Origin of the sequence: Pseudomonas sp. NPDC089407 (assembly GCF_044900445.1) — a bacterium.
In the GTDB taxonomy this organism is placed as follows: Bacteria; Pseudomonadota; Gammaproteobacteria; order Pseudomonadales; family Pseudomonadaceae; genus Aquipseudomonas.
Genome location: NZ_JBJDNB010000014.1, coordinates 76,292 through 96,805 on the forward strand (window position 1 = coordinate 76,292; position 20,514 = coordinate 96,805).

21 protein-coding genes are annotated in these 20,514 nt (G+C 62.3%); 4 read left to right on the top strand and 17 right to left on the bottom strand.

Annotation, left to right across the window (positions count from 1 at the left end):
* Nucleotides 1-163: 163 nt before the first annotated feature.
* Nucleotides 164-1,624 (top strand): protein adenylyltransferase SelO, encoded by a 1,461-nt coding sequence (selO, locus tag ACI2KG_RS13095; RefSeq protein ID WP_404662179.1) that lies wholly within the window; start codon nucleotides 164-166, stop codon nucleotides 1,622-1,624.
* 137 nt (nucleotides 1,625-1,761) lie between these two features.
* Nucleotides 1,762-2,196, top strand: coding sequence for a thioredoxin TrxC (gene trxC / locus ACI2KG_RS13100; RefSeq protein ID WP_404662180.1), 435 nt, complete (start codon nucleotides 1,762-1,764; stop codon nucleotides 2,194-2,196).
* A gap of 371 nt (nucleotides 2,197-2,567) precedes the next feature.
* On the opposite strand, the gene ACI2KG_RS13105 is transcribed toward trxC, so the two are convergent.
* Nucleotides 2,568-3,341, bottom strand: coding sequence for a ParA family protein (locus ACI2KG_RS13105; RefSeq protein ID WP_346645137.1), 774 nt, complete (start codon nucleotides 3,339-3,341; stop codon nucleotides 2,568-2,570).
* Nucleotides 3,342-3,432: 91 nt separating this feature from the next.
* Nucleotides 3,433-4,326, bottom strand: coding sequence for a LysR substrate-binding domain-containing protein (locus tag ACI2KG_RS13110; RefSeq protein ID WP_400612423.1), 894 nt, complete (start codon nucleotides 4,324-4,326; stop codon nucleotides 3,433-3,435).
* 107 nt (nucleotides 4,327-4,433) lie between these two features.
* Between ACI2KG_RS13110 and ACI2KG_RS13115 the strand changes: the two genes are divergently transcribed.
* Nucleotides 4,434-5,678 carry an MFS transporter gene (locus ACI2KG_RS13115; RefSeq protein ID WP_404662181.1) on the top strand — a complete coding sequence of 415 codons (1,245 nt, stop codon included), beginning with the start codon at nucleotides 4,434-4,436 and terminating at the stop codon, nucleotides 5,676-5,678.
* Between the two features lie 118 nt (nucleotides 5,679-5,796).
* On the opposite strand, the gene ACI2KG_RS13120 is transcribed toward ACI2KG_RS13115, so the two are convergent.
* From ACI2KG_RS13120 to gspD, 11 genes are all read right to left on the bottom strand, one after another.
* Nucleotides 5,797-6,144 (bottom strand): YgiW/YdeI family stress tolerance OB fold protein, encoded by a 348-nt coding sequence (locus ACI2KG_RS13120; protein WP_404662182.1) that lies wholly within the window; start codon nucleotides 6,142-6,144, stop codon nucleotides 5,797-5,799.
* A gap of 61 nt (nucleotides 6,145-6,205) precedes the next feature.
* On the bottom strand, nucleotides 6,206-6,613 hold the full coding sequence (locus ACI2KG_RS13125; protein ID WP_404662183.1) for a hypothetical protein: 408 nt from the start codon (nucleotides 6,611-6,613) through the stop codon (nucleotides 6,206-6,208).
* A gap of 68 nt (nucleotides 6,614-6,681) precedes the next feature.
* On the bottom strand, nucleotides 6,682-7,788 hold the full coding sequence (gspL, locus tag ACI2KG_RS13130) for a type II secretion system protein GspL (protein WP_404662184.1): 1,107 nt from the start codon (nucleotides 7,786-7,788) through the stop codon (nucleotides 6,682-6,684).
* Complete coding sequence (locus ACI2KG_RS13135; protein WP_404662185.1) at nucleotides 7,781-8,638, bottom strand: general secretion pathway protein GspK; 858 nt, start codon at nucleotides 8,636-8,638, stop codon at nucleotides 7,781-7,783. Before ACI2KG_RS13135 ends, gspL begins: the two co-directional genes overlap by 8 nt.
* Entirely contained in the window at nucleotides 8,638-9,225 is a 588-nt protein-coding gene (locus ACI2KG_RS13140; RefSeq protein ID WP_404662186.1) for a type II secretion system protein GspJ, read from the bottom strand. The genes ACI2KG_RS13135 and ACI2KG_RS13140 overlap by 1 nt, the downstream gene beginning before the upstream one ends.
* On the bottom strand, nucleotides 9,212-9,592 hold the full coding sequence (gspI, locus tag ACI2KG_RS13145; RefSeq protein ID WP_404662187.1) for a type II secretion system minor pseudopilin GspI: 381 nt from the start codon (nucleotides 9,590-9,592) through the stop codon (nucleotides 9,212-9,214). Before gspI ends, ACI2KG_RS13140 begins: the two co-directional genes overlap by 14 nt.
* Nucleotides 9,570-10,040, bottom strand: a complete 471-nt coding sequence (gene gspH / locus ACI2KG_RS13150; RefSeq protein WP_404662188.1) for a type II secretion system minor pseudopilin GspH — start codon at nucleotides 10,038-10,040, stop codon at nucleotides 9,570-9,572. Before gspH ends, gspI begins: the two co-directional genes overlap by 23 nt.
* Nucleotides 10,037-10,483, bottom strand: coding sequence for a type II secretion system major pseudopilin GspG (gspG, locus tag ACI2KG_RS13155; RefSeq protein ID WP_404662189.1), 447 nt, complete (start codon nucleotides 10,481-10,483; stop codon nucleotides 10,037-10,039). Before gspG ends, gspH begins: the two co-directional genes overlap by 4 nt.
* Nucleotide 10,484: 1 nt before the next feature.
* Nucleotides 10,485-11,690 carry a type II secretion system inner membrane protein GspF gene (gspF, locus tag ACI2KG_RS13160; RefSeq protein ID WP_404662190.1) on the bottom strand — a complete coding sequence of 402 codons (1,206 nt, stop codon included), beginning with the start codon at nucleotides 11,688-11,690 and terminating at the stop codon, nucleotides 10,485-10,487.
* 1 nt (nucleotide 11,691) lies between these two features.
* Nucleotides 11,692-13,155 carry a type II secretion system ATPase GspE gene (gspE, locus tag ACI2KG_RS13165; RefSeq protein ID WP_404662191.1) on the bottom strand — a complete coding sequence of 488 codons (1,464 nt, stop codon included), beginning with the start codon at nucleotides 13,153-13,155 and terminating at the stop codon, nucleotides 11,692-11,694.
* Entirely contained in the window at nucleotides 13,152-14,993 is a 1,842-nt protein-coding gene (gene gspD, locus ACI2KG_RS13170; protein WP_404662192.1) for a type II secretion system secretin GspD, read from the bottom strand. The genes gspE and gspD overlap by 4 nt, the downstream gene beginning before the upstream one ends.
* An 86-nt stretch (nucleotides 14,994-15,079) precedes the next feature.
* Here gspD and ACI2KG_RS13175 point away from each other — a divergent pair, with 86 nt between their 5' ends.
* Nucleotides 15,080-15,325 (top strand): hypothetical protein, encoded by a 246-nt coding sequence (locus ACI2KG_RS13175; RefSeq protein ID WP_404662193.1) that lies wholly within the window; start codon nucleotides 15,080-15,082, stop codon nucleotides 15,323-15,325.
* Nucleotides 15,326-15,492: 167 nt separating this feature from the next.
* Here the strand turns inward: ACI2KG_RS13175 and ACI2KG_RS13180 are convergent, their stop codons facing one another.
* From ACI2KG_RS13180 to ACI2KG_RS13195, 4 genes are all read right to left on the bottom strand, one after another.
* Nucleotides 15,493-16,005, bottom strand: coding sequence for a cytochrome b (locus ACI2KG_RS13180; RefSeq protein ID WP_404662194.1), 513 nt, complete (start codon nucleotides 16,003-16,005; stop codon nucleotides 15,493-15,495).
* Nucleotides 16,006-16,055: 50 nt separating this feature from the next.
* On the bottom strand, nucleotides 16,056-17,522 hold the full coding sequence (gene gbpA, locus ACI2KG_RS13185) for an N-acetylglucosamine-binding protein GbpA (protein ID WP_404662195.1): 1,467 nt from the start codon (nucleotides 17,520-17,522) through the stop codon (nucleotides 16,056-16,058).
* Between the two features lie 216 nt (nucleotides 17,523-17,738).
* The gene (gene hemE, locus ACI2KG_RS13190) at nucleotides 17,739-18,803 is read right to left on the bottom strand and encodes a uroporphyrinogen decarboxylase (protein ID WP_051099567.1); all 1,065 of its coding nucleotides are present in this window, start codon (nucleotides 18,801-18,803) and stop codon (nucleotides 17,739-17,741) included.
* 251 nt (nucleotides 18,804-19,054) lie between these two features.
* On the bottom strand, nucleotides 19,055-20,473 hold the full coding sequence (locus ACI2KG_RS13195) for an FAD-dependent oxidoreductase (protein WP_003249156.1): 1,419 nt from the start codon (nucleotides 20,471-20,473) through the stop codon (nucleotides 19,055-19,057).
* Between the last annotated feature and the right edge of the window lie 41 nt (nucleotides 20,474-20,514).

A 20,514-nucleotide genomic window follows, 5' to 3' on the forward strand; every position in this document is an offset into this window, starting at 1 on the left:
TGAACGCCCAAAATGCCTGCGAGGGCTTTGCCCTCGATCGCCGGCAAGCCAGCTCCCACAGGTACTGCACATGACTTGAAGTCGGCGTGGTCGGTGTGGGAGCTGGCTTGCCGGCGATGGGCCGCAAAGCGGCCCCAATGGCACCGACCTCCAGGAGCAGCCCGTGAAAGCCCTCGACCAACTCACCTTCGACAACCGCTTCGCCCGCCTGGGCGACGCGTTCTCCACCCAGGTCCTGCCCGAACCCATCGCAGAGCCGCGCCTGGTGGTAGCGAGCGAGTCGGCCATGGCCCTGCTCGACCTGGACCCCGCCCAAGCCGACCTGCCGCTGTTCGCAGAGCTGTTCAGCGGCCACAAGCTATGGGAAGAAGCCGACCCCCGGGCAATGGTCTATTCCGGCCACCAGTTCGGCTCGTACAACCCACGGCTCGGCGATGGCCGTGGCCTGTTGCTGACCGAAGTGCTGAATGACGCAGGCGAGCACTGGGACCTGCACCTCAAGGGCGCCGGCCAGACCCCGTACTCGCGTATGGGCGACGGCCGCGCCGTGCTGCGCTCATCCATTCGTGAGTTCCTCGCCTCCGAAGCCCTGCACGCCCTGAACATCCCCAGCAGCCGGGCGCTGTGCGTAATCGGCTCCAGCACACCGGTATGGCGTGAAACCCGCGAAAGCGCGGCGATGCTCACGCGCCTGGCACAGAGCCACGTGCGCTTCGGCCATTTCGAATACTTCTACTACACCAAGCAGCCCGAGCAGCAGCGGGTGCTGATCGACCATGTGCTTGAGCAGCACTACCCCGAATGCCGCGATGCCGAGCAACCCTACCTGGCCATGTTCCGCACCCTCGTAGAACGCAACGCCGAACTGATCGCCCGCTGGCAGGCCTATGGCTTCTGCCACGGGGTGATGAACACCGACAACATGTCGATCCTCGGCATCACCTTCGACTTCGGCCCATTCGCCTTCCTCGACGACTTCGACGCCAACTTCATCTGCAACCATTCCGACGACCGTGGCCGCTACAGCTACGCCAACCAGGTGCCCATCGCCCATTGGAACCTCAGCGCGCTGGCCCAGGCGCTGACCACGGTAATCGAGGTGGAACCGCTGAAAGAAGCGTTGGGGTTGTTCCTGCCGCTGTACCAGGCCCATTACCTGGACCTGATGCGCCGACGCCTGGGCCTGACCACTGCCGAGGATGACGACATGGCGCTGCTCGAACGCCTGTTGCAGCGTATGCAGAGTGGGGGGGTGGATTACAACCTGTTCTTCCGCAAGCTGGGCGAGCAGCCAGTGGCCGAGGCACTGAGCGTGGTGCGTGACGACTTCATCGACCTGGCCGGTTTCGACGCCTGGGGCGCCGATTACCTGGCCCGCTGCGAGCGGGAGTCCGGGAATGCCGACGGGCGGCAAACGCGTATGCATGCGGTGAACCCGTTGTATGTGCTGCGCAACTACTTGGCGCAGAAAGCCATCGAAGCGGCAGAAGCGGGGGATTACAGTGAGGTGCGGCGGCTGCATCAGGTACTGAGCAAGCCTTTTGAAGAGCAGCCTGGTATGCAGGCTTACGCCGAGCGCCCGCCAGAGTGGGGCAAGCACCTGGAAATCAGCTGCTCATCCTGAATTTGGGGTTGCTGTACTGGCCCCATCGCCGGCAAGCCAGCTCCCACAAGTACAGCGTCGCTCCTGAGGCAAACGGTACCCCTGTGGGAGCTGGCTTGCCGGCGATAGGGCCCGAACAAACAACACAAGGAATTGATATGTCCGAATCTCTGATAATCCCCTGCCCCCACTGCAACGGCCTCAACCGCCTGCCGGCCGAACGCCAGGGCGACGCCCCAAAATGCGGCCGCTGCAAACAGGACGTGCTGCTGAGCACCCCCTTCGAACTCACCGAATCCAGCTACGCCAGCCAGATCAAGGGCGACCTGCCGCTGCTGGTCGACATCTGGGCAGACTGGTGCGGCCCATGCAAGTCCTTCGCTCCCACCTTCGAACAAGCCGCCCGCAAGCTGGCAGGCCGCTGCCGCCTGGCCAAGCTCGACAGCGAAGCCAACCGCAACCTGGCCGGGCAACTGGGCATCCGCTCGATTCCCAGCCTGCTGCTGTTCAAGAACGGCCGCGAAGTCAGGCGCCAGGCCGGGGCGTTTCCACTCCAGTGGTTGCTGGAGTGGGTGCGTGGGCAGGGGGTTTAGGGGGCTTCAGGTGCATGCCTTGAGTTACATAGCGCCTGTAAGATCGAGCGCCGCCCACGCGGCGCTTCGCGGGGCAAGCCCGCTCCCACAGTCTTTTTCGGGCCAGTCCCTTCTGTGAGGCTACCGCTGGCCGCCTTGTTTACCCCCTTCGATATCAGAGGTGGGCACAACTGCTTTTCACTGATCTCCAGTCATGCACCAAGGCGGGCACCGGTAATTGCACAGGAAAGACTGGCCCGAAACAGACTGTGGGAGCGGGCTTGCCCCGCGAAGCGCCGCGCGGGCGGCGCTCGATCTCATAGGCGCTGGAAATTTCATGGCAAGCACCTATAAGCGCTGACGAAGTCTCCAGCCAGGCACATCCCGACTTTTCAGCCATTCTCCTCCAGCAAATCATGCAACTCGACAAACTGCTGGGTCAGCTTGTGCTTCGGCTCCAGGTGAATCAGCGGCAGGCTGGCGTGGTGAGACTCACGCATCTTCACTGAGCTCCCCAGGTACACCGGCAGCACCGGCAGCCCCTCGGCCAGCAGTTCGTCGAGCATCTGCTGCGGCAGGCTGGCACGCGACTGGAACTGGTTGACCACGATCCCTTCGACCATCAGGTCTTCGTTATGGTCTTCCTTGAGGTCTTCGATCTCGGCCAGCAGGCCGTACAGGGCCTGGCGCGAGAAGCTGTCGCAGTCAAAGGGGATCAGCACACGGTCAGCAGCGATCAGCGCCGAAACCGCATAGAAGTTGAGCGCCGGCGGGGTGTCGATGTAGATCCGCTCATAATCCTCGTCCAGTTCGTCGAGCAACTTACGCAGCTTGTTGATCTTGTGCTTGGCTTCAAGCTTGGGCTGCAAGTCGGCCAGCTCTGCCGTGGCGGTGACCACGTGCAGGTTGTCGAACGGGGTTTCGTAGATATCGACCTTGTTCTTCTTGCTGAACGGCCCGCTGGACAGGCTCTGTTTAAAGAAGTCGGCAATACCCATGGGGATGTCCTCGCCGGTCAGGCCGGTGAGGTACTGGGTGGAGTTGGCCTGGGCATCCAGGTCGATCAACAGGGTCCGGTAGCCTTCATTGGCACTGACCGCCGCCAGGTTGCAGGCGATGCTCGACTTGCCCACGCCACCTTTCTGATTGAACACCACGCGCCGCATGATTGACCTCCGTGTTTCTACGAATGCCCGAGTATGTGGCGCCGCCGCAGCAATGGCCAGTGCCATTTGCCGGGTACGAATACCCGACCCTTCAACCATAGGCCTGCCCTGTGACCAACTCGGCAAACGCCTTGGCCATGGCCGAGCCGCCGCGCTCGCGCTGCACCAGCCACACCGCGGACATCGCCCCTTCATCGAGCAAGGTGCGGTACACCACCCCTTCAATGCGCATGCGCTGGAACGACGCTGGCAGCACCGACACCCCCAGCCCCGCCGACACCAGGCCGATGATGGTCATCGCCTCCCCCGCCTCTTGGGCAAAATGCGGGCTGAAGCCCGCCTGCCGGGCCAGGCTCAACAACTGCGCATGCAAGCCACTGCCATAACTGCGGGGGAAGAACACGAACGGCTCCTGGGCCAGCGCCGCCATATGCACGCCCTGCTCGGTGCCCTCGGCCAAAGGGTGCGAAGCATTGATAACCGCTACCAGCGGTTCACGGAACAACTCGGTGGCCAGCAAGCCCTCGGGCAGGGGCATCGGGCGCATCAGCCCCACTTCGATGGATTCGTCGAACACCCCCTCGGCGACATCGCGGCTGCTCATTTCCTTGAGGTTCAGGTGCACCGCCGGAAAGCGCTGACGAAAGGCATGGATGGCCTTGGGAATCTTCGAGGTGAACGGTGCCGAAGAGGTAAAGCCGATTTTCATCTCGCCCAGCTCACCCAATTGCGCGCGCCGGGCGACGTCAGCGGCCTTTTCCACTTGCGCCAGCACCTGTCGGGCCTCTTCAAGAAACAGCCGCCCCGCCTCGCTCAGCTCGACCCGACGATTGGTACGTTCGAACAAGCGCGCGCCCAGCTCCTGTTCCAATGCCTGGATCTGCTGACTCAGCGGTGGCTGGGAAATGCCCAGCTGCTGGGCGGCGCGGCCAAAGTGCAGCTCTTCGGCTACGGCAATGAAGTAACGCAGGTGGCGCAGTTCCATGGCCGGCTCCGAACAGGTCGCTAAACGTCTTAAATAGGTCGAACAATATATTGGATGTAATCATTAGCCAGCTATATGCTTTTTTCATTGCACCAGAGGTACCCGCCGTGAAAACTGCTTTAGCCCCCCTTCCTGCCGAGCCAGAAGCTGCTGCCCTGAACGACATGTGGATCGAAAAAGGCACCCCCGCCTTCATGAAGACCGTGCTGGCCCTGTTCAGCGGCGGCTTCGCTACCTTCGCCCTGCTGTACTGCGTGCAGCCGATGATGCCGCTGCTGTCCAAGGAATTTGCCATCAACGCGGCGCAGAGCAGCCTGGTGCTGTCTGTGTCGACTGCGATGCTGGCATTCGGCCTGTTGATCACGGGTCCCATTTCAGACCGAATCGGCCGCAAGCCGGTGATGGTCTTCGCCCTGGTCTGTGCCGCCCTGTCGACCCTGGCCAGCGCGGTAATGCCGAGCTGGGAGCTGGTCCTGGCCACCCGCGCCCTGGTCGGCCTGTCGCTGAGCGGCCTGGCGGCGGTGGCGATGACGTACCTGAGCGAAGAAATCCACCCGCAACACATCGGCCTGGCCATGGGCCTGTACATTGGCGGCAATGCCATCGGCGGCATGAGCGGGCGTCTGATTACCGGCGTATTGATCGATTTCGTCAGCTGGCATACAGCAATGCTGACCATCGGCGGCCTGGCTTTGGTGGCGGCATTGGTGTTCTGGAAAGTGCTGCCGGAGTCGCGAAACTTCCGCCCGCAGCAGATGAACCCGCGCAGCCTGGTGGATGGCTTTGTCATGCACTTCAAGGATGCCGGGCTGCCGTGGCTGTTCCTTGAAGCCTTCCTGCTGATGGGCGCCTTCGTCACCCTGTTCAACTACATCGGCTACCGCCTGCTGGCCGACCCCTACCATATGAACCAGGCACTGGTCGGCTTGCTGTCGGTGGTGTACCTGTCAGGCATCTATAGCTCGGCGCAAGTCGGCGCCCTCGCCGACAAGCTGGGCCGGCGCAAGGTATTCTGGGCCAGTATCGTGGTGATGGCGGGCGGCTTGCTGATGACCCTGGCCAGCCCGCTGGCGATGGTGATCGTTGGCATGCTGGTGTTCACCTTCGGCTTCTTTGGCGCGCACTCGGTGGCCAGCAGCTGGATCGGCCGGCGCGCGCTGAAGGCCAAGGGGCAGGCATCGTCGTTGTACCTGTTCAGCTATTACGCAGGGTCGAGCGTGGCGGGTACGGCGGGTGGGGTGTTCTGGCACCAGTGGGGCTGGAGCGGCATAGGGCTGTTCATAGGCAGTTTGCTGGCGGTGGCGTTGCTGGTGGCGTTGCACCTGAGCAAGTTGCCGCTGAAATCGAGCTAAATCTTGGGGCCGCTTTGCGGCCCATCGCGACACAAGGCCGCTCCTACAGGGATCGCGTAACACCAGTAGGAGCGGCCTTGTGTCGCGATGGGCTGCAAAGCAGCCCCAGAATCTCGGATCAGTTGATGATCTCGACAATATCCACATCCACCTCCCGGCTCATCAGGTGCTTCTCCACCTCACCGGTCAGCTTGACCTTGGTCTTGTCGTTGAATGGCGTTGGCGGCAGGTCTTCATGATCGATTTCCACGGTGATGGTGCCGGTGTTGTCCTTGAATTCGTACCTGTCGTCGTTGTTGATCTTCTTGGTCACGAAGCCTTGCAGCACCACCGGGGTATCATCGGCGGCATCGTTGGCGGCAGCGACGGTGGTGACCGACTGGGCACCAGGGCCGGTGTAGCCAGCCGCCAGCGCACCAGTGCTGAACAGTGAAGCGAAGATCAAAGCGAGGTAACGGGTTTTCATGGTGACAGGTCCTGATTCGATTTCGATGGGAACAGCCTACTGTTGTTGGCTGAAGCCAAGCTTAATCGGAGCTGGTCTCAGGCAGTGCCAACCCTAACTGCGCCTGCAACTGCTCATCGACTACTTGCAACTGCAAACTGCGAACCTGCGCGCCGTCAAGCTCCAGCGTATGCAGCCAGCCCAGCAGTGGCGCAGGTTCTCCCTCAAGGCTGACGTCCACCTGCCCCGCCCGTGCCTGCAACCCGTTGATTCGCAAGCCAGCGGCCAGTGCGCGCTCGTTCAGCCCGGCGGGTGTCAGCACTTTCACCGCTTCCCGCACCATGGCCGGGCCTGTCGAAACCCGCTGCAGGTGCCCAGCAAGCTTAAGCTCATGCTCATGGGCAAGCTCGGCCTGTTGCAAGCGCTGGTTGCCGGGCACCCAGGCAATCTGCCATAGCACCACCATTGCCAAACTCCAGAGTGAGAACATGATCACTCTCCGTCGATTACCGGGTATCGATTGCCAGTGGCCTATCAAGGCTTGCTCAAGCCTGCGCATCAGCCAGCCTCCCTGAAAGTCAGGGTCGCGCGCACACCTTGTTTGGCCTGCCGGGCTTGATCCATCAGCACGGCAGGGGCCCGCCGGCGCAGACGCTCAAGGTCACCGAAACCCTGCGCAAGCACTTCCAGGCGCCACCCTTCGCCAAGGCTGAACACGGCTCGTTCAACCGTGATGTTACCGGTCTCCACCAATTGCTCCGTGAAAGCAACCAGCCCCTCGACAGTAGTCGGCGCCCTAGGACGGAACTCCAAGGCTTTGATTTGCGCGGCCAGGTCACCTGCGACAGGATACCCGGGCGCCCAACGCAGAAACGCCTGAATGTTCTCGGCATGCAGCGGCTCCGTCCGTTTCGACAGCCAGTCAGCGCGCAGATGCTCCGCCAGGCACACCATCGCGAAGGCCAGTAACGCTCCGCCAGCCAGGGAGGACCAAGGCACTAACGCGACGCGTCGGCGAAAGGGCCCCTTGCGCAGGTCCAGGGCCTGGGCTCGGCCTTGGATGAAGGCTTGGAAGGCACCCTCGACGGTTGGGTTGTCTACCGTCTGCACAGCAACAGTTTCGGCCTGCCGAGCCATCGGCGGCAACTGCCCCATCAGTACCTCGGCCGCCTGGGGACTGGCGGCCAGCCAAGGCCCACCCTGTCCGCCCGACAACCAGCGGCCTTCGAGCCACAGGGCATGAGGCTGCCGGGCGCCCAATAGGTCGGCATCGGCATGGATACCGAGCGGGTCGATACCCTGAGCGTTCAACAAGGCTATCAAGTTGGCCAGAACCTTACGCTCTACCACCAAGGCCCGCCGATGCCCTTGTGCATCCGGCGAGCCGAATACCAGGTGCAAGGTTTCCAGCGGCGCCGCCAGATGGTCTTCGGCGGCGTACGCTAGTGTTTCAGGCTTGAGCCGCTTTCCCGGCACAGGTCCGATCTCACAACTGCCCAGCATCTCCATAGGCACCACCACGATCGCAGGACCAGTCAGGGCCGGGGCCAGCTCATGCAGTCGTGTCTTGCTCAGGCTACCGTCCTTCGCACGCCACCACACCGGCCAACGCGCATCGGCCGCCGCAACCCCTTCAGGCAAGAGATACAGCCAATCATCACTCATCTGCTCTTCGCTCCCGCACCGCAGAAAACACTCGCCGCACCACACGAACCTGGTGCGTGTTCAAATCGATCTCCAGGTCGCTGTACAGGTACATGCGCTTACCTGTCATCTCCGCTTGCACCTCCAGGCGAAACCAGCGGCTGGTCACGGCCAGCCCACGCCTGTCCAGACCCACGCCCTCCAGTTCAGGCAGGGCCGAAAAGCGCTCTACCGTTGGGTACCCACCCTCGGGGCGCTCCTGCACCAGTTGGCCAGCAACCGTAAGCGACACCTCGGTGAACGCCGCAAGCAGGCGCGCTGGCGCCGTGTTGATGTTGAGCCGCGCCTCCTTGGGCAACACCACCACCCACGGTTGCAAGCGCGCCATTACCTCAGCGGAAATACCTGGCAACGAGCGCAACTGGGTTGGATCGAGCATCGGCTGGCCAGCAAGCGCATCCAAAGCCGGTGGGTCCACCTGCAACGAATGGCACAGGCGCTCCCAGCGCTTGAGCAGCAGCGGGTCGGGTACCTTCCCGGCCATCAGGGCACCGAGATTCAAACGGCCCGACAGGTCCTCAAGCCGCAGACTCAGCTGCCCCTGCTCAAGGGTGAGTGCGCGAGGCTCGGCCCAGGTTTGTCGGCCATGAGTAACCTGCAGCACTTCGCCCACCTCGCGGCGCAGGCTTGCCAAGGCCTGCTGCTCGCCGGCCTGAGCCAAGCGCAGCAAGCGTGACGCCTCGATCTGCTGGGTTACGCTGCCGATGAGCAGCCGATGGCTGTGCAACATGCCGGCTGCCAGCATCGTGAGCAGCGCCATGACGAGCAGCACTGTGACCAGCGCGAGCCCCTTTTGACGTTGCCACCTCATTAGCTGCTTCCCCCCAGCGGCAGTACCCGGCGAATCTGCTCAAAACGCCTGGTCGACAGCGTCACCTCCAGCGCCTGCGGTGCCACAGGCCGCCGCTGGGCCATTGGCCAGCGCGCCTGCCAGCCGCTACCGGGCACATGCAGACGCCAATCCAGGTCGCTTATCCCCTCAAGCAACCGCTGCGGGCGTGGCTGCCCTTGCCCCGGCGTGCGCCGCAGGCGCCACAGCACACCGTCATCGAGCCAGTACTCGACAACCCTCAGCTCGCTGCGCTTGAGCGCTTGACTGTCTTGCTCGCTGACCACCCAGCGGGCGCGTGTACCGTCCAGCAGGACCCCGTAACCGCCCTTGCCCAAGCTCGTGGGTAAATACCCCAGCATGGCGTCGCGCTGGATCAGGCTCATGGCCCTGCCCAACGCACGCAGCTCATCAACCTGTATCTGGCGTGCGCTTTCGGCACGCATGAACACATCGAGCACGCGCGCCGTGCCGAGCGCCAGCAAGGCAAAGATGGCGAGCGCCAACAGTAACTCGATCAAGGTGAAGCCCCGCTGGCGGGCCACCCTGCCTGACCTAGCGTGGCGCATTGGCCATCCCCAGCCACCCCGTGGCCTGATGCAGCACCTGGCGATCCGCAGCAAGGCTCACACGTACATGCACTTCCAGCAGGCCACCCACGCCCAGGTGGCGGCTTTCGTCCAAGGTCCAGTGACGTTGGCCGAACATGATCTCCAAAGTGCGCTGGCCGGGAGCCGGCGCAGCTTGCAGGCTCAGCTCAGTCAGGTGGTTGTCGGCGACCCAGCTGGCCAGGAGCCGCTCGCGAACCCCCTGCGATTGCGCCAGTACATGCTGGCTGGCCGTGGTCACCGCCACGGCCAGAACCGCGAAAATCGCCAGTGCCACCAACACCTCCAACAAGGTGAAGCCGCGTTCAATACTCGAACTGAGGGTCATTGAGGCCATCACTCGACACAGAAACGAGGCGCACATTGTCCGCCTCGAAATGCAGGGAAAACGGCGTGTGCTCGTCACTGCCGTACATCAGCAGTTGCGGCGCCGCGCCAGCCAAGGCATGTGGCACCGGCAGCCCATCGATTTCCAAGCGCAAGCGCAAGCCCAGGCCGATGTCGCGGCGCTTGCCAGCTGCCACCCAGTCATCCTCAAAGGCTCTTAGCAGTTGGTAGCCCTGGCCATCGATGCGAATACCCAGCGCCTGTCTTTCCAGCACGGCCTGCTGCCGCGCGTACTGCACCAACTGAAGAAACAGGTTGGCCTCCTGGCTGGCCATGCGCTGCGGATCTCGTGCGAACGTAAACCCAGCCATGCCCATCACAATGCCCAGCAAGAGCATCACCATAAGCAGCTCCAACAGGGTGAAGCCTCGCGAGCGGCGCTGTTTCATTCAGACCAGTTACCGATGTCGGCATCCAGCTCCTCCCCGCCCGGCTGACCGTCGCCTCCCAGGGAGTAAAGGTCATAGCCCTGGGTCGAACGGGTGCCTGGGCTCGCATACTGGTAGTGCGAGCCCCAGGGATCGGTTGGCATGCTCTTCAGATAGCCTTGGGCGCTCCATTGACGCGGCAGTGGTGCCACGGTCGGGCGTTTCACCAAGGCGTCCAGACCTTGCAAGGTAGTCGGGTAGCGACCGTTGTCCAGGCGGTAGATTTCCAGCGCGGTAGAAATTGACTGGATATCGGTGCGGGCTGCAGTCAGCTTGGCGTGGTCTGGACGGCTCATCACGTTGGGCAGCACCAGCGCACCAAGCACCCCCAGAATAATGACCACCACCATGATTTCGATGAGTGTGAAGCCGCGTTCGGCGCGGCGTGAGGAACGCATGGACATGTTAATTGACCAGTTGGTTGAGGTTAAGGATCGGCAGCAGGATGGCGAGCACAATGAACAGCACGATGCCCCCCATCACCAGCAACATCAGCGGCTCACAGAGACTCACCAGCAAGGAGATGCGACCTGCCAGTTGCTTGGCCTGAAGGTCTGCGGCACGTTCAAGCATGTTGTCCAGCTCACCGGCGCGTTCGCCGCTGGCGATCATGTGCAGCATCAGCGGTGGCAGGGCTTCGCTGCGCGCCAGGCAGTTGGCCAGCGTGGAGCCCTCGCCCAGCTCACGGGCGGCCTGCAGCAGGCGTTCGCGCAGGATCAGGTTGCCAATCACCGCCGCACCGATGTTCATCGCTTCGATCAAGACCACGCCGCTGCGCGTCAGAATCGCAAGAGTGCTGATAAAACGGGCCGCTTCACTGGCGCGGACGAACTCGCCATATCCGGGCAGGTGCAATGAAAAGCCATGCCATTGCCGGCGCTGTGTCGGTTGGCGAAGGGCGCAGGCAAGCAGGGCAATAGCCACCGCCACCAGCGCCAGCGCTGCCAAACCATATTGGTTCGTGGCATCGCTCAAGGCGATCAGCACTCGCGTTGCCAGCGGCAGTTGCGCATGGTCACGTGAAAACGCCTGTACGACGTCTGGCACCACATAACCCAGCAGAAACCCCACCACCAGCAACGAAACAACCAGCAGGATCACCGGGTAAACCATTGCCAGCTGTACTTTCTGGCGCAGGGCCTGATGATTTTCGCCATGTTCGGCCAAGCGCTCGAGCACGCCCGCCAAGTGGCCGGAACGTTCGGCGGCGGCCACGGTGGCCCGATAAACCACGGGGAACGCCTGTGGGTAGTGCGCCAGAGCCTGGGCCAGCGCATGGCCCTCGGCAACCCGTTCAGCCACACCGTGCACCACCTGACGCACCTGGCGCGGGGTACTCTGCTCGGCAACTGCCTGCAAGGCCTCGGTCAACGGCACCCCGGCGTGCAGCAAAGTCGCCAACTGGCGTGTCAGCAGCGAGCGCCGCGCCAGGCTCAGGCTGTTGCGTGTCAGCAAACGGACCAAAGGTGATGCCCGTACGGGGCTCATGCTGAGCACCAGCAAGCCTTGTTCACGCAATGTCTGTCGGGCCTGGCGCGCAGCCGACGCCTCAACGGTGCCTCGCTGGCGCACACCCTTTGCGTCCTGGGCCTGGTAGCGAAACAGTGCCATGTCAGCCCTGCCCCGTCACACGCAGCAGTTCTGCCACGCTTGTCTGCCCCTCAGAGACACGCTGAACGCCATGCTGGAACAGGCTCGGTGTGTCCACGCGGATCAATTCGAGCATGTCGTCCTGAGACACCTTGGCATGGATTGCCTGAGCCAGCGAGGGCTTCACCACCAGCATCTCGTGCAACGCCAGACGCCCGCTGTAACCCAGCTGGCATTCACTACAGCCATGCGCCTTGTAGAGCTGCGGCGGCAACGCGGCCGGGTGGCCCAAGATGCTGGCCGTGGCCTCGTCCACATCATGCTCGACCCTACAGTGGGGGCAAAGCCTTCGCACCAGCCGCTGGGCCATGATCCCAGCCAGTGAAGAGGCGAGCAGACGCGTATCGATGCCCATGTCGGCAAGGCGTGTGATTGCGCCCAAAGCGCTGTTGGTATGCAGGGTGGACAACACCAGGTGGCCTGTCAGCGAGGCCTGCACCGCAATCTCGGCGGTCTCCCGATCGCGGATCTCCCCCACCATGACCACATCAGGGTCCTGTCGCAAAATGGCACGCAGACCACGGGCGAAGGTCATGTCGACCTTGGTGTTGACCTGAGTCTGGCCGACGCCGGGCAGGTAGTACTCGACCGGGTCTTCGACGGTAAGGATATTGCGAGATTCCTGGTTGAGGTACGAAAGCGCGGTATACAGCGTCGTAGTCTTGCCGGAACCTGTGGGCCCGGTAACCAGAAAAATGCCATGGGGTCTCTCTAGCATGCGCATGAAGCCAGCACGTACGGAGCCGGACATCTGCATGCTGTCGATGTCCAGACGCATTGCCTGCTTGTCCAGCAAACGCAGCACCACGCGCTCGCCATGGGCGGCGGGCAAGGTCGACACCCGCACATCCACTTCGTGGCCAGCCAGGCGCAGGCTGATTCGGCCATCCTGAGGCACGCGCTTCTCGGCGATGTCCAGGCGCGCCATCACCTTGATGCGCGAAACCAGCAGGGCAGATAGCTCCCGCGGTGGTGTCAGCACTTCGCGCATGACGCCATCGATACGCATGCGTACACGCAGCTGATGCTCGAAGGTTTCCAGGTGCACGTCCGAGGCCCGCGACCTCACCGCCTCGCTGAACAAGGCATTGAGCAGGCGGATGATCGGCGCATCGTCTTGTTGCTCCAGCAGGTCGCCAGTCTGCGGCAAGGCCTCAGCCAGTTGCGTCAGGTCAATCTCCTGGTCCAGGCCTTGGACAACCGTTTGCGCGGCATCCTGGCCTTGGCCATAGCAACTAGCCAGGCGCTCGGCAAAGTGGGCATCGCTGACGCGACGCAACTGCCAGGTACTGCCCACTACACGGCAAGCCTCTGTCATGGCGGCCAGCGAAGTACCCTCTCGCATCAGCAACGCAGGCTCAGCCGCGTGGCGGTCGAGCAGGATGCCGTGACGTCGGGCAAAGCTGAACGGCAGGTCGACGGTCATGAGCGTGGCCCTGGCACGCTGGGCAGAACCTGTGTCTCGAACATCTGCTGGGCATCTACCGGCAGAGTCGAGTCATCCGCGGCACGTACCCCTTCGTAGGCACGTCGTCCCGTCTCGATCAGCTCGGCCTGGCTACGCAGAATAGTTGGACGAAGGAAGACCATCAGGTTGGTTTTTTCCTGAGTGTCGCTGCGCCACCGGAACAAACCGCCCACCCATGGTATACGGCTGAGCAGTGGCACGCCGCGCTCTACCTTGCGCACGCTGTCCTTGATCAGCCCGCCAATCACAATGATCTCGCCATCGGCAGCCAGGATGGTGCTCTTGAGCGTACGCTTGTTGGTGATCAGGTCGTTCTCGGCCGTGCTCGGTGAAATTTCGGAGCTCTCCTGCTCGACTTCCAGGCGTAGGCTGCGCCCTTCATTGATGTGCGGGCGCACCTTCAGGCTGATACCGATGTCCTTGCGCTCGACGGTGGTAAAGGGGTTCTCCGAACCACTGCCGGGGGTTACGTAGGAGCCGGTCTTGAACGGCACGTTCTGGCCTACCAGGATCTGCGCCTCCTGGTTGTCCAGGGTCAGCAGGCTTGGCGTCGACAACAGGTTGCTGCGACTGTTACTGGCCAATGCCGAAACCAGCGCAGCAAAACGGTCCGAGCCAATGGCCAGGGCGACGCCACCTGGTAGTTTGGTCTCTTTGCCCAGCAGGTCGGCCAAGGCTGCACCGCTTTCGCTAAAGGTAACCCCGCCTTTCAGGCCCCCTTTGTCCATGCCCCATTGCACGCCCAGCGCTTCATCGATGCTGCCACTGACCTCTACGATGGCTGCATGGATCAGTACCTGCGCCCGCGGTTGGTCCAGTTGCTGGATGATCTGCTCCACGCGGCCAAGCGTCTGCGGCTCGCCCAGCAGTACCAAGGCGTTCTGGCTGGTATCGGCCTTGACCATGACTTCGCCGGTGAGAGCCGTGCCCAGAGCATTGGTGCCCGGTTTGCCATCGAGCCGCTTGCCCACCTCACCCAGCACCTCGGCAAGCTGCTCGGCACTGCCATGTTGCAGGCGCACCACCCGCCAGTTCTGTGAAGCGGCCGGTACCGGTACATCCAGCGAGCGGGTCAACTGCGCAAGACGGTGCCGCGACTTGATCGGCCCCAGGATCAGAAGGCGGTTACCGCTCACGTCAGCCAGCACCCGAACGCCACTGTCCGGGCCACCGGCGGCGGCTTCGACCACCGGGAACACAACCTCGGCCTGAGCTTTGTGCAAGGTCACCAGTTCATAGTCATGCCGCTGGCCGCTGTCGAGCTGCAACACCAGGTTCTCCAGGCGCTCCAGGTTGGCTGCGGAGTCGGTGACCACGAGGGCATTGGCTGAACTGGACGGCCCAATGTAGCCATTGCTGGAAACCAACGGCCGCAGCAAACCGGCAAGATCGGCGGCGACACTGCCCGACAGGCTGAAGACCCGTGTAGTGAGCGCCGCCGGTATGGCCTCCACCTGCTGGTTTGCCCAGGCCTTGGCTTCGCTCGCAGGCAGCACAAGCAAGCGGTCACCGTCATTTACGGCGGCAAAGCCTTGGGCATTCAGTACCGAGTAGAACAGCCGCCGTATTCCTTCCCGGTCGAGCGCTTCGCTCGAAAGGACTGTGATACGGCCCTGCACGCGCGGGTCGAGAATGATCGTCTGGTCAAGGATCGCCCCCACCTCGCGCACCACATCGCGCACATCGGCATCGCTCATCGCCAGTTGCCAGGTGGGTGCCTCCGCCAGTGCCAGGGAGCAAGCAAGGGTAAGGCTGCCGCCGAACGAGGCGGCGCGCAGATATCGCATGAAAGTCATTGCACCTCCCGCAACAGGCGGGCTGAGGGGTCGGAAACAGGGCGCGGTCGAGGCACCGCACCCGTAGGCAGAAACACAGAGGGGCTATGGCTGGACAGCGACACGACTTCCTCGCGGCCGTCGACCCAAACCACAATGGAACGCACATCGATACGGCGCAGCACACCATGGCCTGGCAACCGGTCCCCAACGCGGTACATAGCCTCGCCGCTACGGCTTTTCACCAACGCTCGGGCATCGCCCTGGCTGGAAACGAAGCTGGCCTTGAGGGCGATATCCGCCTGGCTCGATTGTCTTTGGCCCGGCGCTTGAAAGCCGAATGCCAGGGCTAAGGTAGCTGCCGATAACGGTTTCTCTGGCAGGGCCGCTGTCGCCGCTGGCCCAGCCTTGGCGACCGGGCGCGCACCAACAGGGTGAACACTTTCACGCCATGCCACCCAGGCAAGGGCCACCAGCGCGAACGCCAGCCAGATCAAATACGCTGAAAGCCTCATGCGAATCAGGGCAACATCCGCCGCAGCACGCGTCGCCCGGACAGCTCATGCAGCACCACGGCAGCGATGTGCATCGACACGCCTACAGCCAGCAGCAGGCATGAAGCTATGTGAGCCTTGAACCATACGCTGTGCCAGAACGGGTCGCTCAACAGGGGGGCGATAGAAAACCAGCCGAACACATCAATGGCCCGCTCCATCATCAGCACCCCGGACAGCAGCACGACAAGGGTGGTCCAGTACAAGCCCTCATGCACGACATGAGCGATACGCTGCCCCTTAGAGTCGCCATGGAGGCTGCGTGGCTTGGGCTGCGTGAGGCGCAGTAGCCAGCGCAACAGGAATACCGGGATGAACAGCGTGGTCAAGGCCACATTGATGAATGCGACCCGATGGTACGTGCAAGGGGCAACATTCAGGTACGCCACGGAGAAGCCGCTGATCAAAACCCAAATGATGACCAAGGCAGAGATCCAGTGCAGAAGGATCTGCTGCCAGCAATATTTGTGTGCTTGCATTTAGAGTGCTCAGAGAGCCTGGCCCCGCAGCGGGGGCCAGGTTGGACGTATTACTGTTCTTTCCAGGCCATGTTCCAGTGAGAGCCAACGCCTGGCTCGAACTGGTTGGCGCCCGCAGAGTACTGAACGCAGTAACCTGAGTTCGGGAACGGCTGGCACTCGTAGACCTTGCCATTCTTGGGCTGCAGCACTGTCGTGCCGGCCTTGTAGCTCGAAAGCGATTCAGGGAAGACGAAGTCGTGGGACGCATCGCCAGCCGCTTTGAGCCGAACCTGCTTCTCGTCCTGCAGCATCACCCGCTCACGCTTGTCCACGCCAACTACCTTGAGGGTATGCTCGCCTGCGGTACTTTCGACATTCAGCACGAACGGTTCGGTGCCATTGACGTTCTGGCGCGAGTAAGAGACCTGTTTATTGGTGCTATCGAACAGCTGCGCCGTCACTGTCAGGGCCTTGTTGGTCATGACGGTGAAGTCCACGCCACCCTTGCCATCCGTCAAGCTGTACTCTGGCTTGACGTCATGCAGGTGCAGGTAGCTGTCATCGACCGGCACGCTTTCGAAGTCCAGCTGATAGCTGCTGATGCCGGTTTCCGGTTTGGCGAAGATGTTGTTGGCACCCTGCACGGGCTTGATGTTGCCGTCATTATCGAGTTGTCCGGCCTGCACCATTGACTGGGTCTCATTGATGCGCTTGGCCAGCTTGTACGACCAGTTCGGGGCCTGGCCCTCGTCGGCATTCTCGATGACTACGCTGACGCTGAATTGAGCGCTTTCCGAACCCGCCACGAACGCGCGCACCTTGACCTTGTCACCCACTTGGAGGTCACGGTGCGGGTTAATGGCGCCGACTTGCGGCCATTCAGGCGTCGGTCCACCATCGGCCTGGATATCTACATCCATGACATTGTAGAAAGCTGCTGCAGTGTCACCGATGGTCCAGACACCCAGGATGACGTTATGCCCCGACCGATCGGCAGGCAACGTGCACTGGTGCTTTTCCAGTGCCGGACCTTTCATGGGCTGTCCCTCGCCACGGGCAGGCTTGCCCTGGCCATCGACTGCGCAAAATGGCACTGACTCGAACGATTCGCGGCTTAATGCGGCATTCGGATTCCAACCATTCTTGGTGATGAAGTATTCCCACTTGGTCGTCACGTGCCCAACTTCGTAGTACCAGTCAAACGCGACTTGCCGGTCTTTTATCGGCGTCAAATGCCAACGGCCAGCCGATTGTTCGTCAACGGCAGAAAAATCCGGGCGCACGCCACCACTTGCAATTTTGCCGTCGGCCGGGCCAAGTGCCGGGAAACCCTTCGCAGCTTCACCCACAGATTGCGGTTCGTACATGGCCTGGCCACACCCGGTGTTCAAGCCTAACCGGCAGGCATATGCCCGGGACGGCGGCTCACTGATATAACCGTGTGCATTGGCCAACTGGGCATGCATGCCCGCACCGGCTATCGCCAACCATGCTCCGCTGGCGACAGCCCTTCGCAGATTCATTTTTGTACTCATGACGCACTCCTGACTGCTAGAGCTTGCGTCGGGGAGCCCCGACAGGAGTGCGCGAGCTTAGAAGCAGGTGAGGCGTCGATATGTAGGACAAGCCATCAAATCAGCAGGCTTATCTGCTTCGGCTCAGTCGACCAGATTAGCAACGATCGCTGAGTTAAAATTAAAAGCAACGAAAAGCCCGGCGCAGGGCCGGGCTTCTTGACTTCAGCGATCAGTTTACTGATGGTACTGCGCCGACAACTCATGCACCGCGTTGATGAACACGCCGGCATGCTCCGGGTCGACTTCCGGAGTGATGCCGTGCCCCAGGTTGAACACATGGCCAGTGCCGTGGCCGTAGCTGGCCAGGATGCGTGCCACTTCCTGGCGAATGGCCTCGGGCTTGGCGTACAGCACGGTCGGGTCCATGTTGCCTTGCAGGGCCACCTTGTCACCTACGCGGCGGCGGGCATCGCCGATTTCGCAGGTCCAGTCCAGGCCCAGCGCGTCGGCACCGGCTTCGGCGATGCTTTCCAGCCACAGGCCACCGTTCTTGGTGAACAGGATCACCGGCACCTTGCGCCCTTCGTGTTCGCGAATCAGGCCGCTGACGATCTTGCGCATGTAGGCCAGGGAGAATTCCTGGTAGGCCGCCGCCGACAGGTTACCGCCCCAGGTGTCGAAAATCTGTACGGCCTGGGCGCCAGCCAGGATCTGGCCGTTGAGGTAGCTGGTAACCGACTGGGCAAGCTTGTCCAGCAGCAGGTGCAGGGCTTGCGGGTTGTCGTAGGCCATGGCCTTGGTCTTGCGGAAGTCCTTCGACGAACCGCCTTCGACCATGTAGGTGGCCAGGGTCCACGGGCTGCCGGAGAAGCCGATCAGCGGCACGCGGCCGTTAAGCTCGCGGCGGATAGTGCTGACCGCGTCCATCACGTAGCCCAGGTCTTTCTGCGGGTCTGGGATCGGCAGTGCTTCGATATCGGCCGGGGTGCTGATGACCTTCTTGAAGCGCGGGCCTTCGCCGGTTTCGAAGTACAGGCCCAGGCCCATGGCATCGGGAATGGTGAGGATGTCCGAGAACAGGATCGCTGCGTCCAGCGGGTAGCGGTCCAGCGGCTGCAGGGTCACCTCGCAGGCGAACTGCGGGTTCATGCACAGGCTCATGAAGTCACCGGCCTTGGCGCGGCTGGCGCGGTATTCCGGCAGGTAGCGGCCGGCCTGACGCATCATCCACACCGGGGTGACGTCTACGGGTTGCTTGAGCAGTGCACGCAGGAAACGATCGTTCTTCAGGGCAGTCATGTCGGCATCCGGAAAAATAGTGCGGGCATTTTCTCAGACGCCAGCGCAAAAGGCACGGCCATGGCCATGCGTTTTGTCTATTGGATGCCACAGATCAAGCGTTTTTGTATACAAAAATACCTGTTGGGGCTGCTTTGCAGCCCATCCGACCGGTCCGGCGCCCCGGCAAGGCCGCTCCTACAGGGACCGCATAACCCCTGTAGGAGCGGCCTTGTGTCGCGATAGGGCCGCAAAGCGGCCCCAGCAATCGATCAGACTTCCAGATAGTCCAGGATACCCTCGGCAGCAGTACGCCCCTCGAAGATCGCCGTCACGACCAGGTCCGAACCGCGCACCATGTCGCCACCGGCAAACACTTTCGGGTTGCTGGTCTGGTGCTTGAACTTGCCCTTCTCGGGTGCCACCACACGGCCCTGGCTGTCCAGCTGGATGCCATGCTGCTCGAACCACGGTGCCGGGCTCGGGCGGAAGCCGAAGGCGATCACCACGGCATCGGCCGGCAGGATCTCTTCAGAGCCCGGGATCGGCTCGGGGCTGCGGCGGCCACGGGCATCCGGCTCACCCAGACGGGTCTCGACCACCTTCACGCCTTCCACCTTGTCCTCGCCGACAATGGCGATAGGCTGGCGGTTGTACAGGAACTTCACGCCTTCTTCCTTGGCGTTCTTCACCTCTTTGCGCGAACCCGGCATGTTGGCTTCGTCACGGCGATAGGCGCAGGTCACGGCTTTGGCGCCCTGGCGGATCGAAGTGCGGTTGCAGTCCATCGCGGTGTCACCACCGCCCAGTACCACGACCTTCTTGCCCTGCATGTCGACGAAGTCTTCCGGCGACTTCTCGAAGCCCAGGTTGCGGTTGACGTTGGCGATCAGGAAGTCCAGCGCGTCATGCACGCCTGGCAGGTCCTCACCCGGGAAGCCACCCTTCATGTAGGTGTAGGTGCCCATGCCCATGAACACCGCGTCGTACTCGGCGAGCAGCTGCTCCATGGTCACGTCCTTGCCCACCTCGGTGTTCAGGCGGAACTCGATGCCCATGCCGGTGAACACTTCGCGGCGGTTGCTGAGCACGGTCTTTTCCAGCTTGAACTCAGGGATACCGAAGGTCAGCAGACCGCCGATTTCCGGGTTCTTGTCGAACACCACCGGGGTCACCCCGGCACGCACCAGCACGTCGGCGCAGCCCAGGCCGGCCGGGCCGGCGCCGATGATGGCAACGCGCTTGCCGGTCGGCTTGACCTTGGACATGTCCGGGCGCCAGCCCATGGCGAAAGCGGTGTCGGTGATGTACTTCTCGACCGAGCCGATGGTCACCGCGCCGAAGCCGTCGTTCAGGGTGCAGGCACCTTCGCACAGACGGTCTTGCGGGCATACGCGGCCACACACTTCCGGCAGGGTGTTGGTCTGGTGCGACAGCTCCGCCGCGGCCAGGATGTTGCCTTCGGAAACCAGCTTCAACCAGTTGGGGATGAAGTTGTGCACCGGGCATTTCCATTCGCAATACGGGTTACCGCAGCCCAGGCAACGGTGTGCCTGCTCCACGGACTGCTGCGGCTTGAACGGTTCGTAGATTTCCACGAACTCCTTCTTGCGCTGGCGCAGCAGCTTCTTCTTCGGGTCCTTGCGGCCCACTTCGATGAACTGGAAGTCGTTGTTCAGACGTTCAGCCATTTTTCAAACCTCTTAACAGCAGCTGCAAGCCACAAGCTGCA

Bases quoted from the DNA above. Each gene is read 5' to 3' on its own strand.
- trxC (WP_404662180.1), top strand. From the start codon at position 1,762: ATGTCCGAATCTCTGATAATCCCCTGCCCCCACTGCAACGGCCTCAAC.
- ACI2KG_RS13105 (WP_346645137.1), bottom strand. From the start codon at position 3,341: ATGCGGCGCGTGGTGTTCAATCAGAAAGGTGGCGTGGGCAAGTCGAGC.
- ACI2KG_RS13110 (WP_400612423.1), bottom strand. From the start codon at position 4,326: ATGGAACTGCGCCACCTGCGTTACTTCATTGCCGTAGCCGAAGAGCTG.
- ACI2KG_RS13120 (WP_404662182.1), bottom strand. From the start codon at position 6,144: ATGAAAACCCGTTACCTCGCTTTGATCTTCGCTTCACTGTTCAGCACT.
- ACI2KG_RS13125 (WP_404662183.1), bottom strand. From the start codon at position 6,613: ATGTTCTCACTCTGGAGTTTGGCAATGGTGGTGCTATGGCAGATTGCC.
- gspL (WP_404662184.1), bottom strand. From the start codon at position 7,788: ATGAGTGATGATTGGCTGTATCTCTTGCCTGAAGGGGTTGCGGCGGCC.
- ACI2KG_RS13135 (WP_404662185.1), bottom strand. From the start codon at position 8,638: ATGAGGTGGCAACGTCAAAAGGGGCTCGCGCTGGTCACAGTGCTGCTC.
- ACI2KG_RS13140 (WP_404662186.1), bottom strand. From the start codon at position 9,225: ATGCGCCACGCTAGGTCAGGCAGGGTGGCCCGCCAGCGGGGCTTCACC.
- gspI (WP_404662187.1), bottom strand. From the start codon at position 9,592: ATGACCCTCAGTTCGAGTATTGAACGCGGCTTCACCTTGTTGGAGGTG.
- gspH (WP_404662188.1), bottom strand. From the start codon at position 10,040: ATGAAACAGCGCCGCTCGCGAGGCTTCACCCTGTTGGAGCTGCTTATG.
- gspG (WP_404662189.1), bottom strand. From the start codon at position 10,483: ATGTCCATGCGTTCCTCACGCCGCGCCGAACGCGGCTTCACACTCATC.
- gspF (WP_404662190.1), bottom strand. From the start codon at position 11,690: ATGGCACTGTTTCGCTACCAGGCCCAGGACGCAAAGGGTGTGCGCCAG.
- gspE (WP_404662191.1), bottom strand. From the start codon at position 13,155: ATGACCGTCGACCTGCCGTTCAGCTTTGCCCGACGTCACGGCATCCTG.
- gspD (WP_404662192.1), bottom strand. From the start codon at position 14,993: ATGACTTTCATGCGATATCTGCGCGCCGCCTCGTTCGGCGGCAGCCTT.
- ACI2KG_RS13175 (WP_404662193.1), top strand. From the start codon at position 15,080: ATGGCTGGACAGCGACACGACTTCCTCGCGGCCGTCGACCCAAACCAC.
- ACI2KG_RS13180 (WP_404662194.1), bottom strand. From the start codon at position 16,005: ATGCAAGCACACAAATATTGCTGGCAGCAGATCCTTCTGCACTGGATC.
- gbpA (WP_404662195.1), bottom strand. From the start codon at position 17,522: ATGAGTACAAAAATGAATCTGCGAAGGGCTGTCGCCAGCGGAGCATGG.
- hemE (WP_051099567.1), bottom strand. From the start codon at position 18,803: ATGACTGCCCTGAAGAACGATCGTTTCCTGCGTGCACTGCTCAAGCAA.
- ACI2KG_RS13195 (WP_003249156.1), bottom strand. From the start codon at position 20,473: ATGGCTGAACGTCTGAACAACGACTTCCAGTTCATCGAAGTGGGCCGC.